We start from the raw sequence: 15934 nt of genomic DNA, 5'->3' as shown, positions 1-15934 counted from the left end.
TTAATTTACCGTTTTCAGCCGGCTGGAACGGCAGTCTGGCGTCGCGACTTCTCGATCGCCGCAAACCGTTTGAGAAAGGCATTCTGCGCCCAGGTCACCGAGCGCGGCGTGACATCGAAGCGCTCGGCATTGAAGCCGCGCGGCCGGCCGAAGAACTCCGTCGCCTCTGCCGTTGAAAAACCCGCAAGCAGCGTCGCTTCGAAATAAGCGGCGATCTGATCCGCTCGCTTGATCTCCTTGCGCAGTCCCGCGTCGAGTTCCGCTGGCAGCGAAAAGCGCAGATGGATGGCGCGCTGCAGCCTGATCTCGCAGTCCCTGTAGCTGCCGCCCATCACGGACTTGAACGGCGAGATCATGTCGCCGATGACATATTCCGGCGCGTCGTGCAGCAGCGCCGCCAACCGCGCATCGGCGTCGGCATCCGGCATCAGCTCGCCGACAAGCGTTTCGACGAGCAGCGAATGCTGGGCGACCGAAAAGGCGTGCTCGCCTCTGGTCTGGCCGTTCCAGCGCGCGACGCGGGCAAGGCCGTGAGCGATATCTGAGATCTCGATGTCGAGCGGCGAGGGGTCGAGGAGATCGAGCCGTCGCCCGGACAGCATGCGCTGCCAGGCGCGCGGCGGCGCCCCGGCGCGATCGGCCGCCATCAGGCCTCCTCCGCGCCGACGGCTTCCTGCGGAAAGCTGAATTTCGCCCAGGGCGGGATGGTGAGCGACACGGCGACATCGTCAGCCAGGATCGGCAGGCCGGCGTCGAACGCTGCCTTGACCCGGTCGATGCGGGCAATGGCGAGGCCTGTCGTGCCGGCGGTCGAGCCAAGCGTGCCGACCGGCCGCCCCTCCACGGTCAACTCTGCGCCCGAGGCGGGCAGGGAGCGTTCGGCCGAGACGATCAACACCCGGCGTCTGGCAGTGCCGCGATGCTGCATGCGCGAGACAACCTCCTGGCCGACATAGCAGCCCTTCTTGAAGCCGACGCCGCCGATCTCGTCGAGCAGCACGTCATGCGGAAACGCATCGCCGAGCTGATAGTCGCTGCCGCTTTCGGCAATGCCATGGGCGATGCGAAAGGCTTGCCATGCGGCAAGGTCGCCGCCTTCTGCGGTGCCATCATAGGAGCGCTTGACGATAGCATCGACGAACCGCGCATCGGCAAACGGTGCTGATTCAAATTGCGAGGCAGTTGAAGCGCTTTCCCATAGGACGGTCACAACCGGCTGATCCAGCTTGGAAATTTGGACTTTGGCGCGCAACTTGTAGAGCGTCAGCCGGCGCATGAAATCGTCGGCGGTCTCGGCACGGCACTCGAGGCGGAAAGCATTTTCGCCGGCGCGCGAGATCAGGAAGTCGAAAAGGACCTTGCCTTGCGGCGTCAGCAGGGCGCCGGGCTTTGCTTCGCTGCTGCCGAGCACGTCGAGGTCGGTAGTCAGGATGTTCTGCAAGAAGTGCTCGGCATCCGGCCCGGACACGGAAAGGAGTGCGCGATCTCTGAGCGAGGCAAAGGGCATGGTGGGAAAACGAGCCTGATCTTGCAAAACTGTCGGCCATTACGTAAGCCGCTGGCAGTTCCCCCGCAAGAGACCTGATCCGCATGGCCCCCATCTACGATCTCATCCTGACAGGTGGCACCGTGGTCAACCACGATGGCGAGGGTTTTCGCGACGTCGGCATCAATGGTGGGCGCGTCGCTGCCATCGGCGATCTCCGCCAGGCGTCGGCCGGCGAGACAATCGACTGCCGCGGACTGCATATCCTGCCGGGCGTCGTCGATAGCCAGGTGCATTTCCGCGAGCCGGGACTGGAACACAAGGAAGATTTGGGGACGGGCTCGCGGGCGGCGGTGCTTGGCGGCGTCACCGCCGTCTTCGAGATGCCGAACACCAATCCGCTGACCACCAGCGAGGCGACTCTTGCCGACAAGGTGCGGCGAGCCACCGGCCGCATGCATTGCGACTTTGCCTTCTGGGTCGGCGGGACCCGCGACAATGCAAAAGACGCCGGCGATCTCGAGCGGCTGCCGGGTGCGGCCGGCATAAAAGTGTTCATGGGCTCGTCCACCGGCGACCTGCTGGTCGAGGACGACGAAGGCGTTGCCTCGATCCTGAGGAACACACGCCGCCGCGCCGCCTTTCACTCCGAGGACGAGTTCCGGCTGCGCGAGCGGCTCGGCGAGCGCATCGAGGGCGATCCGTCCTCACATCCGGTGTGGCGCGACGAGATCGCCGCATTGCGCTGCACCGAGCGCCTGGTGCGCATCGCGCGCCAGGTCCGTGCCCGGATCCATGTGCTGCACATCTCGACCGCCGAAGAGATAGGCTTCCTCGAACAGCACAAGGATGTCGCGACTTGCGAGGCGACGCCGCATCATCTGACGCTGAGCGCAGATGACTATGCGCAGTTAGGCACGCTGATCCAGATGAACCCGCCGGTGCGCGCCGCGCGCCATCGCGAGGGGGTCTGGCAGGGCATTGCGCAAGGCGTTGTCGATGTCCTCGGCTCCGACCATGCGCCGCACACGCTGGCCGAGAAGGCAAAACCTTATCCGGCGTCGCCGTCAGGCATGACCGGCGTGCAGACTTTGGTGCCGATCATGCTGGATCATGTCAACGCCGGCCGGCTGACGTTGCAGCGCTTTGTCGACCTGACCAGCCATGGCCCACAACGCATTTTCGGCATCGCCAGGAAAGGCCGTATTGCCGCCGGCTACGATGCCGATCTGACCATCGTCGACCTGAAGCGCCGCGAGATCATCGCCAACGCCCAGCAAGGCTCCAAGGCCGGTTGGACGCCTTATGACGGCAGGCAGGTGACCGGCTGGCCGGTCGGCACTATCGTTCGGGGCCGGCGCGTGATGTGGGAAGGCGAGATCGTCACGCCAGGCCAGGGTAGGGCGGTGGAGTTTTCCGAGGCGCTGGCGGGCTAAGCTCCCTGCCTCGATAAGAGCCAGGCCAGACCACTCAATCCCCGGCGACGAAGAACGTCCATTGCCCGGTCGGCGTGATGCCGACGCGGTAGAAGATGTAGGCGCCGAACTGCTTCATGTTGTCATAGTCGCTGGCGGTGACGATCTTGAATAACTCGACCCGCTGCCTGGCATCGAGCTTGTCCAGCGGCAGGGCGAAAAAATACGGCCAGACGTAGAGATCCTGCGGCGTGCCTGCATCGACATGGACATAGCCGGCATTGAGCACCTCTTCCAGGATGGCGAGGATTTCCTGGCCCTCCGTGTCGCCCGAAAGGCCTTTCAGGAAGGCGATCGGGTCGCCGTCCATGTCGCCCAGCGACAATTGGGTCATCATGTCGCCCGTGCCGATCAGCGGCCGCAGTCTTTCGATGTCGCCGCTTTTGCACGCCTCGACGATCAGATCGTGCATGCGCCTGACCGGTTCCGGTAACTTGGCAAGGTCGTAAACGACTTCGGGCACAGGCGCGTCCGGATCGACATGCGGATTGGCCATGCCGCCATCGTCCGCTGGCCCTTTCGGTTCGGTTTGCCTTGGCTCGTCGGACGGAGTCGGCTGGCTGGCTGCAGGTGGCGTCGTGCCGAGCGGGCCGGGCATCGGCATGGTACTTCCGGGCGGCGACATGTCGCCGTCGGGCGGCGGCGTGACCGGCGAAGGCAGGTCTTCGCGCTTGATCTCGCTGAGGGCGTGAGCGGGACTGCTCGCAAGAAACAGTGCAAGGGGAATCGTGGCGCAGGAGGCGATAAGCCAAATGCTGAGGACCAGGCCGCGCGGCTTGCCTGATATCGAAAAATTCACCGCCTGCTACTCCCTGGTTCCAGGCCCACTCATGTGCCCGGACATGATGTGCCCGGACATGATGTCCGGCGACGCGCCGTCGTCAAAGAACCGGGGTCAGTGCCGCAGCCTTTCGGGCTCGAAGGCCCCGGCAATCACCTTTTCGCGCATGCGATCGAGCAGGGCAAGCGCCGAGGTCTCGCCATTGGTTCGCAGCATCTCGCCGAATGCCGTTTCGAGGGCTGCCTCGGCGATGATTTCCGGCTCGATCCCCGCCGACAATCCTTCCGCCCAGGCTTCGCTGTGGCTTTCCACGGCGGTCAGGCGCTTTTCTTCCCTGACCAGCGCGTCGATGTCGTTGACGCCATGTTCCATTGCGATGTCCACCCTTTCAAGCGGTGATCCGTTGGATAGGGATCAAGCTTGAGTTGTCCCTTTTACACGCAGGCGAAGTAAGTACTTGTAAATGCGACATTTTTTTGGTCGTTTTCTACAAAACCCGTCGCATTAAGCAAACCTGCGTCCGATCCGTTTCAAACTTAGCCGATTAGGCCGGCCAAGGGGACGGAAACCTTCAGTTTGAGTTAATTTCACATCTGCGCGCTAACGTTTCGTTAACATAGTTGCAAAAGTGCAACATCAGGTTTGCACCAAGACCTCACCCGAGGCAAGCGGAGAAGTGTCGAACGCGTCCGCCGCCAACAGCGCCGACGCTTGATTCCGCTTTGCCGGAACGGCAGCTGCCGCCGTCAGTTCCCGTAGCGCGAGGCGATGTCGCGAGACAGCGTCTCGCCTTCCTTCATGTAGCGGCTGATGGCTTCCGTCGCCGAGGCGGTGCATTGCGTATAACTGCCGCCGAAGGATCGGTAGCCGCGGTTGAAGCTGGCGATGAAGCGGGCGCGCCGCTCAGGGTTCGGATTTTCTGATGCGATCAGTTTTTCCATCTCGGCCCGCCACCGGTCGCCCTTCTCGCCGCATAGATTGCGCAGGAAATGCAACGAGCCGAGCACTTCCGCCAGCCGCAACAGCCCGGGCTCGAACGGCGCCTCGGCGGCAATGGCAGGACGCAAGCCGACAACCACACTAACGGCGAGGCAGGCGGCGAGAAACGGTGATGTGCGGTTCATGAGCCCTTGTGCTGAAACAATTTGTTGCCTGCAAGGCGATTCTCAAGCTCAGTTCGCGCCGCCCTTGCTGGTGGCCAGCAGGTCGTCGGCGATATCAAACACTGCATCGGCAAGCTGCATCGCTGTCATTTCGGCCAGTGTATAGAAGGCGGCGGTTTCGGCGTCGTCACTGGCCACCGCCTCGCCGCCGGCATAGTTGGCCCCAAACACCGTCAGCCGGTAGTCGACCGGATGCCCGTCGCCGCTGCCGTCGATGTGGATTTCCCGCAGCGGCCGGTAGTTGCGCGCCTGCAATCCGGTCTCTTCCAGCAATTCGCGCCTTGCTGCCTGTTCCAGCGTCTCGCCGGCTTCGACCTTGCCACCGGGAAAGGCATAAAGGCCCTGCGAGGGCGGTCTGGCCCGCTTGACCAGCAGCACCGTGTTCTCGCGCACGACGCAGACCGAGACTGCCGGAATGATCTTACGTGCTTCCATGGGTTCCCGATCGCTCGATTGGCATAGCCCGTTGTGGACCGGCCGTCGGCGAACAGCTTTAGCGGTTGCGAAAGGCAGGTTCCATGGTCACTTTCACATGTCACCCATTCGAGAGCTGAATTCATGTGCGGACGCTTTGCCTTGACCGCCACTCCGGACCAGACCGCCGCCCTTCTCGGTCTGGCGGAGTTGGAGGAGTTTCCGCCCCGCTACAATATCGCGCCGACGCAGCCGGTGCTGATGGCGCTCGCCGGATTGCCGCAGGCGCCGGGCTCGAACCTGCCCGACCGCCGCTCGATGCTGGTGCGCTGGGGCCTGATCCCGGCCTGGGTCAAGGATACGCGTAACTTCCCGCTGCTGTTCAACGCGCGTTCTGAGGGGGCTTCGGAAAAGCCGTCGTTTCGCGCTGCCATGCGCCATCGCCGCGCCCTGGTACCGGCTTCGGGATTCTACGAATGGCACCAAACCGCTGGCAGAAGAGGGCAGCCCTATTGGATGCGGCCAAAGCATGGAGGGCTTGTCGCCTTCGCCGGGCTGATTGAGACGTATGCCGAGCCGGGTGGCTCGGAAATGGAGACCGGCGCCATTCTGACCGCCCACGCCAATGCCGATACTGCCCATATCCACGACCGCATGCCGGTGGTGATCCATCCCGAGGATTTCGCGCGCTGGCTGGATTGCCGCACGCTCGAGCCGCGTGATGTGGCCGATCTGCTGAGACCCACCCGGCCCGATTTCTTCGAAGCGATCCCGGTTTCCGACCTCGTCAACAAGGTCGCCAATACCGGGCCGGAGATTCAGGAGAAGGGCGTCGTCGAGCCTGAGCCCGAGAAGGTCAAGCGCCAGAAGTCCGGCGCGAACGACAGTCAAATGACATTATTTTAGCGAAAGCTACTATTTCCAGGACACCGTGAGCGCCTCAATCTTCACCCGACGGCATTCTCAGGCAGCGCGTGGCGACACGATCTTCTGTGCCGGCTTCTTCTTCTTCGCGGTGTGCAGAAGAGCTGCGACGATTGCTGCCGGGCCGATCGCCCGGTAATGGCTGGCGAGCGCCGGTTGCTTGGCGCGGGTGGATTCTTGCTTAGGCATTATTCTCTTCCCTGGTAACGTCTTCGTGTCTGCGTTTGCTGGCCGAATCCGACCAAATCGTGACGCTTGCTGATCTAGCCGGCGAATGTTTCATGACAGTGCCGATCTGTTTAATAAAATGTTTCAGTGGCTCATTTCCTGTGAGCCAACGATATTTTTGGCGAAGGTAGCGACTTGACGGCAACACCGGGCAAGGCGATAAAGCCGGCCATGAAAACGTCTTTCGCCATTTGTGGCATTTGCATTATCGACTAGCCTCGCGCTGGTCCTGGACGTTTTCGCCTCATCTCCTCCCAGATTGGACAAACGCCCCGGCCAGCAGGCTGGAGCTCGATTTTGCGCCTCGGCGTGACCGACTCCATCCAGAGCACGATCCCAAAAGATCATGCTCAAACAAAGTAACGCACCGGAACGCACGTATGTCTGAAGCATCGAAGAGCCTGCGCCTCTACAACACGCTAACGCGGAGCAAGGAGGATTTCTTCCCGATCGATCCGCGCAACGTGCGCATGTATGTCTGCGGCCCGACGGTCTACGACTTCGCCCATATCGGCAATGCGCGGCCGGTGATCGTCTTCGACGTGCTGTTCCGTTTGCTGCGCCATCTCTACGGGCAAGCGCATGTCACTTACGTCCGCAACATCACCGACGTCGACGACAAGATCAACGCTCGCGCGCTGCGCGATTTCGGCGGCGAGATTGCCTTGGGCAAGCTGTCGCTGAACGAAGCGATCAGGCGGGTCACCGAAAAGACCGCCGATCAGTTCCACAAGGACGTGGCGGCGCTCGGTTGCCTGGAACCGACGGTCGAGCCGCGCGCCACCGAGTTCGTCGAGCCTAGGCCCGACGGCAAGGTCGACATGATCCTCTTGATTCAACGCTTGATCGAACGCGGCCATGCCTATGTCGCAGCTGGAGAAGTCCTGTTCGACACCGCTTCCATGCCGGACTACGGACAGTTGTCGAAGCGCAATCTCGACGAGCAGCAGGCAGGCGCCCGCGTCGCCGTCGATGCGCACAAGAAGAACCCGCAGGATTTCGTGCTGTGGAAATTGTCTTCGCCCGAGGAACCGGGCTGGGAGAGTCCGTGGGGCAGGGGTCGGCCGGGCTGGCACATCGAGTGCTCGGCGATGTCGGCCGCCTATCTCGGCGAGGTGTTCGACATCCATGGCGGTGGTCTCGACCTGATCTTTCCACACCACGAGAACGAGATCGCCCAGTCACGTTGCGCCCACGGCACCGAAACGATGGCCAAGGTGTGGATGCACAACGGTTTCCTGCAGGTCGAGGGCCAGAAGATGTCCAAGAGCCTGGGCAATTTCTATTCGATCACCGAACTGCTGGAGACGGAGACTTTTGGCGGCCGCAAATGGCCGGGCGAGGTGCTCAGGCTGGCGATGCTGATGACGCATTATCGCGAGCCGATCGACTTTTCCGTACGCAAGCTGGAAGAGGCGGAGAATACGCTGCGCAAATGGAAGCGAGCGGCCGATCTGGCGCCGCCAACGGCAAAATCGGTGCCGGCGGATGTGATCGAAGTGCTGTCGGATGACCTCGCCACCTATCCCGCATTCCAGTTGCTGACCCAGTTGGCTGGCGATGCTGTTGATTTCGACGCTGGTAGCAGCAACGCAGCCGCCGAAGACAACGATGCTGCCACTTTGCTGAAGGCATCGCTGCTGTTCCTCGGCTTCGACGTCGCAACAGCCAAGGTGGATGAAGACGCCATTGCCAAAGCGATCGCCAAACGCCTCGCGCTGATCGCCGCCAAGAACTGGGCCGAGGCCGACCGCATCCGCGACGAGTTGCTGGCGCAAGGCATCCAGTTGAAGGACGGCAAGGACCCTGTCACCGGCGAACGCATCACCACCTGGGAGGTAAAAAGATGATCGATCATCTCGGCATCACCGTTTTGGATTTCGACGTGTCGAAAGCTTTTTACGACAGGGCGATGGCGCCGCTTGGTGCCTCGCTGCTCTACATGGTGCCGCAGGAATATACCGGCGGCGCCAAGGTCGGCGGCTACGGCCGCGACCGGCCAGTGTTTTGGCTGCATGTCGGCAAGGACAAGCCGAAGGGTCATCAACACGTCGCTTTCACGGCGCGCAGCCGTGCCGAGGTCGATGCCTTTCACGCGGCGGCAATCGCCGCCGGCGGCAAGGACAATGGCGGGCCGGGCCTGCGCCCGCACTATCATCCGAACTATTATGGCGCCTTCGTCTTCGATCCCGACGGCAACAATGTCGAGGCGGTCTGCCATGCTCCGGAGTAAAATGCGATGAGCCTTGACAACAGACCGGTGTATACGGGCGGCTGCCAGTGCGGCGCAGTGCGCTTCCGCGTCGAAGGCGCGCTCGGCGATGCCTCCGTCTGCCATTGCCGCATGTGCCAGAAGGCGAGCGGCAATTTTTACCTGCCGCTGGTCTCGGTGCGCGGCGCAGGACTCGACTGGACGCGCAGCGAGCCCAAACGCTTCCGCTCGTCCAATGCGGCGTTGCGCGGTTTCTGCGCCGAATGCGGCACGCCGCTGACCTTCGAAGCGACCGACGGCGTGGCGCTCGCCATCGCCGCATTCGACCACCCCGAGGAGATCGCGCCGACGATCCAATGGGGTGTCGAAGCCAAGCTCCCCTATGTGGATCATGTCCACGAATTGCCCGGTGAGGAAACGATGGCCGACGTCTCGTCTGCCTCCTATCTCGCCGACCTCGTCTCCTACCAACATCCCGACCATGACACCGAACAATGGCCGCCGGAGGAAAGATCATGACCGAAACCGTTCGTACCGGCGGCTGCCAGTGCGGCGCCGTGCGCTTCCGCATCCACGGCGCGCTCGGCCGCCCCTCGATCTGTCATTGCCGCATGTGCCAGAAACAGTTCGGCTCGTTTTTCGGCGCGCTTGTGACAGTGCCGAGCGACGGCGTCGAATGGCTGCGCGAGGAGCCGAGTTACTTTCAGTCGTCGGTCAACATCGATCGCGGCTTCTGCGCCCGCTGCGGCACGCCGCTGACCTACCGCCAGCCCGGCGCGCTCGAGATCGCCATCGGCGCCTTCGACGACCGTTCCGATCTGGCGCCGCAGATCCAGGTCAACTACGCCGCCAGGCTGCCTTGGGTGGAGACGATCTTCGACGCGCCAATCCACGACGATCCGGATTTCTACGCGCGACAGGAGTCAATCATCTCCTTCCAGCATCCCGATCACGAGACGGCCAACTGGCCGCACCAGGGCCTGAAACTATGAGCAGCGAATTCCGCACCCTCTATCCCGAGATCGAGGCTTTCGAGTCCGGCATGCTAGACGTTGGCGATGGCCATCAGGTCTATTGGGAGCGCTCCGGCACCCGCGGTGCCAAGCCGGCGGTATTCCTGCATGGCGGACCGGGCGGCACCATTTCGCCAAAGCACCGGCGGCTGTTCGATCCGACGCTGTACGATGTCATCCTGTTCGACCAGCGTGGCTGTGGAAAATCGACGCCCAATGCCTCGCTCGAAGCCAACACCACCTGGCATCTGGTCGCCGACATAGAGCGGCTGCGCGACATGTGCGGCTTCGACAAATGGCTGGTGTTCGGCGGCTCGTGGGGTTCGACGCTGGCGCTGGCCTATGCCGAGACACACCCCGAGCGGGTCAGCGAACTGGTCGTGCGCGGCATCTACACGCTGACCCGCGCCGAACTCGAATGGTACTACCAGTTCGGCGTCTCGGAGATGTTCCCCGACAAATGGGAGCGGTTTTTGGCGCCCATTCCGGAGGCTGAGCGCGGCGACATGATGGCCGCCTACCGCAAACGGCTGGTCGGTAGCGATCCTGTGGCGCAGGTCGAGGCCGCTCGCGCCTGGAGCCTGTGGGAGGGCGAGACGATCACTTTGCTGCCGGAACCGGAAACCAGCGGTCCCTTCGGCCAGGATGATTATGCCCTGGCCTTCGCCCGCATCGAGAACCACTATTTCGTCCATGCCGGCTGGCTGGAAGAGGGACAGCTGCTGCGTGATGCATGGAAGCTTAAGGATATACCGGGTAGCATCGTTCACGGCCGCTACGACATGCCGTGCCCGGCGCGCTATGCCTGGGCGCTGCACAAGGCGTGGCCGAAAGCGGATTTCCATCTGATCGAAGGTGCCGGCCACGCCTATTCGGAGCCGGGCATCCTCGACAGGCTGATCCGCGCAACGGACGTGTTTGCCGGGAAATGACGATGGCTCGCGAGCGCCTTTATCTGTTCGACACGACGCTGCGCGATGGTCAGCAGACGCCGGGTATCGACTTTTCCGTCGAGGACAAGATCGCCATCGCCAAGCTGCTCGACGAGTTCGGCATCGACTACGTCGAGGGCGGTTACCCTGGCGCCAATCCAACCGACACCGCCTTTTTCGCCGAGCGTCGCACGGCCGATGCCAAGTTCGTCGCCTTCGGCATGACCAAGCGGGCAGGAGTGTCGGCCTCGAACGACCCCGGCCTCACCGCGCTGGTCCAGTCGAAGTCGGATGCCATCTGCTTCGTCGCCAAGAGCTGGGACTACCATGTCCGCGTCGCGCTCGGCTGCACCAATGAGGAGAACCTCGAGGCGATCAAGGCCTCGGTCGAGGCGGCGCTCAGTGCCGGCAAGGAGGCGATGGTCGACTGCGAGCATTTCTTCGATGGCTTCAAGGCCAACCCCGATTATGCGCTGGCCTGCGCCAGGACGGCCTACGATGCCGGCGCGCGCTGGGTGGTTCTATGCGACACCAATGGCGGCACGCAGCCCTCCGAGGTGCGCGCCATCGTCGAAAAGGTGATCGCGGCCGGCATACCGGGCGACCATCTCGGCATCCACGCCCATGACGACACCGGCCAGGCGGTGGCGAATTCGCTTGCCGCCGTGGAGGCCGGCGTGCGCCATATCCAGGGCACGCTGAATGGCATAGGCGAGCGCTGCGGCAACGCCAATCTGATCTCGATCGTGCCGACATTGTCGTTGAAGCCTGCCTTTGCCGGCCGCTTTGCAACAGGCATTTCAGCGGAGGCGTTGACCGGTATATCGCGCTTGTCCCGCGCCTTCGACGAGTTGCTGAACCGTGCGCCGGAAGCGCAGGCCCCCTATGTCGGCGCCTCCGCATTCGCTACCAAGGCCGGCATCCATGCCTCGGCGCTGGCCAAGGAGCCGGCGACCTACGAGCATGTGCCGCCAGAGACTGTCGGCAACCGCCGCCGCGTCATGGTTTCGGACCAAGGCGGCAAGGCGAATTTCATGGCCGAGCTGAAACGGCGCGGCATCGACATGCCCCGGGACGACCATCGCCTCGACGCGCTGATCGCCGTGGTCAAGGAGCGTGAGGCGGAGGGCTACGCTTACGAAGGCGCCGACGCCAGCTTCGAGCTTCTGGCGCGCAAGATGCTGCATGGCGTGCCGGAATTCTTCCGCGTCACTTCATTCCGCTGCATGGTCGAGCGCCGCTTCGACGCCAACGGCCAGCTGAAGACGGTCTCGGAGGCGATTGTGAAAGTGCTGGTCGAGGGCGAGGAGAAGATGTCGGTCGCCGAAGGCCATGGCCCGGTCAACGCGCTCGACATTGCGCTGCGCAAGGATCTCGGCAAATTCCAGAGCGAGATCGCCGATCTCGAGCTGGCCGACTTCAAGGTGCGTATCCTCAATGGTGGCACCGAGGCGATTACCCGCGTGCTGATCGAATCGCATGACGGCACCGGTGCGCGCTGGTGGACGGTCGGCGTCTCCGAAAACATCATCGATGCTTCGTTCCAGGCGCTGATGGATTCGATCGTCTACAAGCTGATGAAGAACCGCGACATGGCCGGGCTGATCGCGGCGGAGTGAGGAAATGGGCTTCACGATAAGCTGGGTCGCATTCAATGGTCTGCCACTCGCGAAGGCAGCGCTGGCTTTCGGTCTGGCTCAGAGCGGACAATCGGACGAGGTTTTTGATTTTGACTACAATGGCGTGACGGTTGGTCAAAATTGGTCTGTCGTCATTTTTAACGACGTGAACATGGACCTGGTGGACGAGAAGCGCCTGGCTAACCTTTCGACGGGCAGGGACATTGTCGTCGTTCACAATATCGATACGGTCATGCTGCAATGGGCCGAACAGTGGCGCGACGGGCACGAAGTCTGGAGCATACGACACACCAGCGCAGACGGTGCGCGCAACCTGGAAGCGACAGGAAACCTTCCATCCTGTTTCGAGGAGATCCGCCGCGAGCGCTTCGCAGATCAGGATCGCGAGGACGCAGGTGCTGCCGCCATAGACTTTATCGCCGATATTCCGATCGAGGTGGCAGAATGCGTGACGGGCTTTCGTCACGACACCGTTGGAGCGGAATTCATGGAATTGGTGCCTGCGCCCGGCGAGACCAAATGACTGCGGGCTTCGCGCATTTCAATGAACTGGTGAAAACTCCGGGTTCTTGAACCATCAGCGAGACTCCATTGATCCATCAGAACTTTGCGATGGTCTTGCCGGGGCCGCTGGCGCATAGCCTTGGGCCATGGCTACCCAAGTACTTCAAATCGAGGCCGATACCAAAGCTCGTCGCGGCTTCTTGCTGGCGCTCGGCGCCTACCTGCTTTGGGGGCTGCTGCCCTTCTACATGAAGGCTGTCGCGCATCTGCCGCTGGCCGAAGTCATCGCCCACCGCATCGTCTGGTCGGTGCCGATCGCGGCCGCCGTCCTGGTCTGGGCGGGCCGCACTGCCGATTTCAAAGCGGCCGTTCGTTCGCCGCGCATCATTTCGATGGCGCTGCTGACGGCGGCGCTGATCTCGGTCAACTGGGGCATCTATGTCTGGGCGATCGCGGTCGACCGCACGATCGAGACCGCGCTTGGCTATTACATCAACCCGCTGGTCAGCGTCGTTGTCGGCGCGCTGCTGCTCGGCGAACGGCTCGACCGCCTGCAGATCGCGGCGGTGGTGCTCGCGGCAATCGCCGTCGCGGTGCTAACCATCGACGCTGGCAAGCTGCCCTGGGTGTCGCTGGTGCTGGCCTTTTCCTTTGCCGCCTATGGCTTCTTCCGCAAGACGCTGCCAATTGGTCCAAGCCAGGGCTTCCTGCTCGAAGTGCTGCTACTGTCGGTGCCGGCGCTCGGCTACATCGTCTTCCTGATCGCCACAGGACAGGATCATTTCGTCTCCAGCTCCTTGAACGACACCGCCTTGCTGGTCGGCTGCGGACCGGTCACCGCCGTGCCGCTGCTGTTGTTTGCGTTCGGCGCCAGGCTGCTGCGCCTCTCCACCATCGGCATCATGCAATATATCGCGCCGACAATCGTCTTTTTGATCGCGGTGCTGATTTTCGGCGAACCCTTCGGCAGCGTTCAGGCCATCGCCTTCGGCCTGATCTGGGCGGCGCTGGCGATGTACTCCTGGTCGATGTTTTCTTCGGCGCGCAAGACCGTCGCCGCATCCGCTCGATCCGCGTAACGAAGAAAGGCGGCTGGCGGGCCTAATGCCGGCAGCCGCCTCTTTCACGGTCGCTCAGCGCTTCGGCCCGAAGCCTGGATAGGGCTGCAGCGGCACGACGGCGGCAATGTCCATCATGCCGGCCTTGACCAGCGGCAAGGTTGCGAGATGGCTGCGCACGTCGGCATCGCTGCCGGCCTCGAACATCATGCCGCTGCCGGGAATGTCGCCTCGATTCCACACCTGACGCACGGCGCCTTCGGCATAGAGCGTGCGGCGCTGCTCGGCCTCGCCGGGCAGCAGAGGCGCGAAATCGGCGTCGGTGAACTTTTCGGTGTTGCGCACAAGAAGGGCAAAGAACTGCATCGGAATCTCCTGATGTTGGCCGTTGGAATGGCGAAAATATTCGCTTCGGCTGGCCAGACAGTCCAAGACTGATTAGGCTAAAGTTGAGACCTCACGGGACTTGAGCATCGGAGCAACAATGTTCGACCTGCGCCAGCTCCGCTATTTCATCACGGTGGCCGAAACCGGCAATGTCGGGCGTGCCGCCGAATTGCTCCACATCTCGCAGTCGCCGCTCAGCCGCCAGATCATGCAGCTGGAGCAGCAACTGGGCATCACATTATTCGAGAGGGCGAGGCAGCGTGTTCATCTCAATCCCGAAGGCCGCGCCTTTCTTACCGAGGCGCGTGCGCTGCTGGCCCATGCAAGACGGCTGGAGGAGCTCGGCCGCAATCTCGCCAGCGGTACGGTCGGCCGTCTCGCCATCGGCTATGTCGAAGGTGCGGTCCATGCCGGGCTTGTCGCTCGGATGCTGCGCCAGTTTCGCCGCGACCGGCCCGAATTTCATCTTCAACTGAAGGGCCAGCGTTCAGCCGCGCAGATCGAAGCGCTGCGCGAACGATCGCTCGATCTGGGCCTCGTCTACACGCCTCCTTCTGCCGACGATCCCGACATCGCCGCCTTGCTCATCATGCGCGAGCCTCTGGTTCTGGCGATGCCGGAAAGCGATCCATTGGCCGAAATCGCGGAGATACTGCCGCAGCAACTGGACGGACGCACCTGGATCACGGTGGTGCGCCAGCCTGACGACACCAACCGCAGCCAATTTCTCGCCGCCTGTGCGAAGGCCGGTTTCCTGCCCGACATAGCCTATGAGACGACCGATCCGTTGACGTCGTTGGGCTTGGTCAGCGCCGGGCTTGGGCTGGCGACGGTGCAGGCCAGCCTGCGGAGTGCCGCGCCGCCTCAGATCGTGTTTCGCGATCTGCCGTGGTTCGAACGCACCGTCTCGATCCATCTCGCCTGGCGACGTCAGGACAAGCGGGCGGTCATCGCGGACTTAAGGAAGGCAGTAGGGAAGGAGTTAATGAAGGAGTTAATAGTGAATAGTGAATAGTAAAGTACAACACCTTCCGAACCGGCGCGCGTGTCTATCCCTACTCCCTACTCCCTACTCCCTACTCCCTACTCCCTACTCACTCTACATTTTATCAATCACCGACTGCACGCCCTCCGTCGGTGCATCGACGGAGGATCCCGCCACCATGATGGCGGCTACGATCGCTTCCGGGTCCTCGACCACCAGCGGCTTGACCCGCTGCGCGGTGTGGATGAAGCCTTCCGTTGCCATGTGGTCGAGCAGCGCCAGCATCGGATCCCAGAACCCTCCGACGTTGCCGAAGACGATCGGCTTACGATGATGTCCGAGCTGCGCCCAAGTCATGATCTCGACGATCTCCTCGACGGTGCCGATGCCGCCGGGCAACGCCACAAAGGCGTCGGATTTCTCGAACATCCTGTGTTTGCGCTCGTGCATGTTGTCGGTGATGACGAGCTCGTCGAGCCGGTCAAGCGCGGTTTCGGTCGCCTCCCGGTTGATCAGAAAACGTGGAATTATGCCCGTTACCTTGCCGCCGGCCTTTAATGCCCCTTCAGCGACGGCACCCATGATACCTTTAGTGCCGCCGCCATAAATCAGACGCAGGCCGGACTTGGCGATCGAGCGGCCAAGCAGGTGTCCGGCCTTGATATAGGTTTCATCTCGGCCCGGGGACGAGCCGCAATAGACGCAGACAGATCGAATCGTGTTCATGTTATG

At 62.4% G+C, this 15934-nt stretch carries 20 protein-coding genes; 11 read left to right on the top strand and 9 right to left on the bottom strand.

Going from position 1 to position 15934, the window contains the following annotated elements:
* Positions 1-14: 14 nt before the first annotated feature.
* Entirely contained in the window at positions 15-647 is a 633-nt protein-coding gene (locus NKJ09_RS12265) for a YfbR-like 5'-deoxynucleotidase (RefSeq protein ID WP_023719870.1), read from the bottom strand.
* Positions 647-1507 (bottom strand): CAF17-like 4Fe-4S cluster assembly/insertion protein YgfZ, encoded by an 861-nt coding sequence (ygfZ, locus tag NKJ09_RS12260; protein ID WP_352494853.1) that lies wholly within the window; start codon positions 1505-1507, stop codon positions 647-649. The genes NKJ09_RS12265 and ygfZ overlap by 1 nt, the downstream gene beginning before the upstream one ends.
* Before the next feature lie 83 nt (positions 1508-1590).
* Between ygfZ and NKJ09_RS12255 the strand changes: the two genes are divergently transcribed.
* The gene (locus NKJ09_RS12255) at positions 1591-2922 is read left to right on the top strand and encodes a dihydroorotase (RefSeq protein WP_352494854.1); all 1332 of its coding nucleotides are present in this window, start codon (positions 1591-1593) and stop codon (positions 2920-2922) included.
* Between the two features lie 34 nt (positions 2923-2956).
* Here the strand turns inward: NKJ09_RS12255 and NKJ09_RS12250 are convergent, their stop codons facing one another.
* The 4 genes from NKJ09_RS12250 to NKJ09_RS12235 form a co-directional block, all read right to left on the bottom strand.
* Positions 2957-3760 carry a hypothetical protein gene (locus NKJ09_RS12250; protein WP_352494855.1) on the bottom strand — a complete coding sequence of 268 codons (804 nt, stop codon included), beginning with the start codon at positions 3758-3760 and terminating at the stop codon, positions 2957-2959.
* Positions 3761-3856: 96 nt separating this feature from the next.
* Positions 3857-4114, bottom strand: coding sequence for a hypothetical protein (locus NKJ09_RS12245; RefSeq protein WP_023677749.1), 258 nt, complete (start codon positions 4112-4114; stop codon positions 3857-3859).
* 374 nt (positions 4115-4488) lie between these two features.
* Complete coding sequence (locus NKJ09_RS12240) at positions 4489-4866, bottom strand: TIGR02301 family protein (protein ID WP_023719865.1); 378 nt, start codon at positions 4864-4866, stop codon at positions 4489-4491.
* 48 nt (positions 4867-4914) lie between these two features.
* Positions 4915-5340, bottom strand: coding sequence for an NUDIX hydrolase (locus NKJ09_RS12235; protein ID WP_352481843.1), 426 nt, complete (start codon positions 5338-5340; stop codon positions 4915-4917).
* A gap of 123 nt (positions 5341-5463) precedes the next feature.
* Here NKJ09_RS12235 and NKJ09_RS12230 point away from each other — a divergent pair, with 123 nt between their 5' ends.
* Positions 5464-6225, top strand: coding sequence for an SOS response-associated peptidase (locus NKJ09_RS12230; RefSeq protein ID WP_352494856.1), 762 nt, complete (start codon positions 5464-5466; stop codon positions 6223-6225).
* 57 nt (positions 6226-6282) lie between these two features.
* Here NKJ09_RS12230 and NKJ09_RS12225 read toward each other — a convergent pair whose 3' ends face one another.
* Entirely contained in the window at positions 6283-6432 is a 150-nt protein-coding gene (locus NKJ09_RS12225; RefSeq protein ID WP_352494857.1) for a hypothetical protein, read from the bottom strand.
* A 419-nt stretch (positions 6433-6851) separates the two neighbouring features.
* Between NKJ09_RS12225 and cysS the strand changes: the two genes are divergently transcribed.
* The 8 genes from cysS (at position 6852) to rarD (ending at position 13851) form a co-directional block, all read left to right on the top strand.
* Positions 6852-8321 (top strand): cysteine--tRNA ligase, encoded by a 1470-nt coding sequence (gene cysS / locus NKJ09_RS12220; RefSeq protein ID WP_352494858.1) that lies wholly within the window; start codon positions 6852-6854, stop codon positions 8319-8321.
* On the top strand, positions 8318-8704 hold the full coding sequence (locus NKJ09_RS12215) for a VOC family protein (RefSeq protein ID WP_352515679.1): 387 nt from the start codon (positions 8318-8320) through the stop codon (positions 8702-8704). The genes cysS and NKJ09_RS12215 overlap by 4 nt, the downstream gene beginning before the upstream one ends.
* 6 nt (positions 8705-8710) lie before the next feature.
* Positions 8711-9202, top strand: coding sequence for a GFA family protein (locus NKJ09_RS12210; RefSeq protein WP_352494860.1), 492 nt, complete (start codon positions 8711-8713; stop codon positions 9200-9202).
* Positions 9199-9675, top strand: a complete 477-nt coding sequence (locus tag NKJ09_RS12205; RefSeq protein WP_023719860.1) for a GFA family protein — start codon at positions 9199-9201, stop codon at positions 9673-9675. Before NKJ09_RS12210 ends, NKJ09_RS12205 begins: the two co-directional genes overlap by 4 nt.
* Positions 9672-10628, top strand: a complete 957-nt coding sequence (pip, locus tag NKJ09_RS12200; RefSeq protein WP_023719859.1) for a prolyl aminopeptidase — start codon at positions 9672-9674, stop codon at positions 10626-10628. The genes NKJ09_RS12205 and pip overlap by 4 nt, the downstream gene beginning before the upstream one ends.
* Positions 10625-12247: a citramalate synthase gene (gene cimA, locus NKJ09_RS12195; RefSeq protein WP_198030508.1), complete on the top strand. Its 1623-nt coding sequence runs from the start codon at positions 10625-10627 to the stop codon at positions 12245-12247. The genes pip and cimA overlap by 4 nt, the downstream gene beginning before the upstream one ends.
* 4 nt (positions 12248-12251) lie before the next feature.
* On the top strand, positions 12252-12791 hold the full coding sequence (locus tag NKJ09_RS12190) for a hypothetical protein (RefSeq protein ID WP_051409686.1): 540 nt from the start codon (positions 12252-12254) through the stop codon (positions 12789-12791).
* Positions 12792-12918: 127 nt separating this feature from the next.
* Positions 12919-13851, top strand: coding sequence for an EamA family transporter RarD (gene rarD / locus NKJ09_RS12185; RefSeq protein ID WP_352481840.1), 933 nt, complete (start codon positions 12919-12921; stop codon positions 13849-13851).
* A 54-nt stretch (positions 13852-13905) separates the two neighbouring features.
* Here rarD and NKJ09_RS12180 read toward each other — a convergent pair whose 3' ends face one another.
* Positions 13906-14196: a muconolactone Delta-isomerase family protein gene (locus tag NKJ09_RS12180; RefSeq protein WP_023719855.1), complete on the bottom strand. Its 291-nt coding sequence runs from the start codon at positions 14194-14196 to the stop codon at positions 13906-13908.
* Positions 14197-14314: 118 nt separating this feature from the next.
* Between NKJ09_RS12180 and NKJ09_RS12175 the strand changes: the two genes are divergently transcribed.
* The gene (locus tag NKJ09_RS12175; RefSeq protein ID WP_352481839.1) at positions 14315-15232 is read left to right on the top strand and encodes a LysR family transcriptional regulator; all 918 of its coding nucleotides are present in this window, start codon (positions 14315-14317) and stop codon (positions 15230-15232) included.
* 84 nt (positions 15233-15316) lie between these two features.
* Here the strand turns inward: NKJ09_RS12175 and NKJ09_RS12170 are convergent, their stop codons facing one another.
* Positions 15317-15928: an LOG family protein gene (locus NKJ09_RS12170; RefSeq protein WP_023719853.1), complete on the bottom strand. Its 612-nt coding sequence runs from the start codon at positions 15926-15928 to the stop codon at positions 15317-15319.
* Positions 15929-15934: the final 6 nt, after the last annotated feature.

The sequence above is a fragment of the Mesorhizobium sp. M0189 genome, assembly GCF_040322135.1.
In the GTDB taxonomy this organism is placed as follows: Bacteria; Pseudomonadota; Alphaproteobacteria; order Rhizobiales; family Rhizobiaceae; genus Mesorhizobium.
Note: the sequence above shows the minus strand (reverse complement) of the source record. Positions and strands in the feature narration are given on the sequence as shown.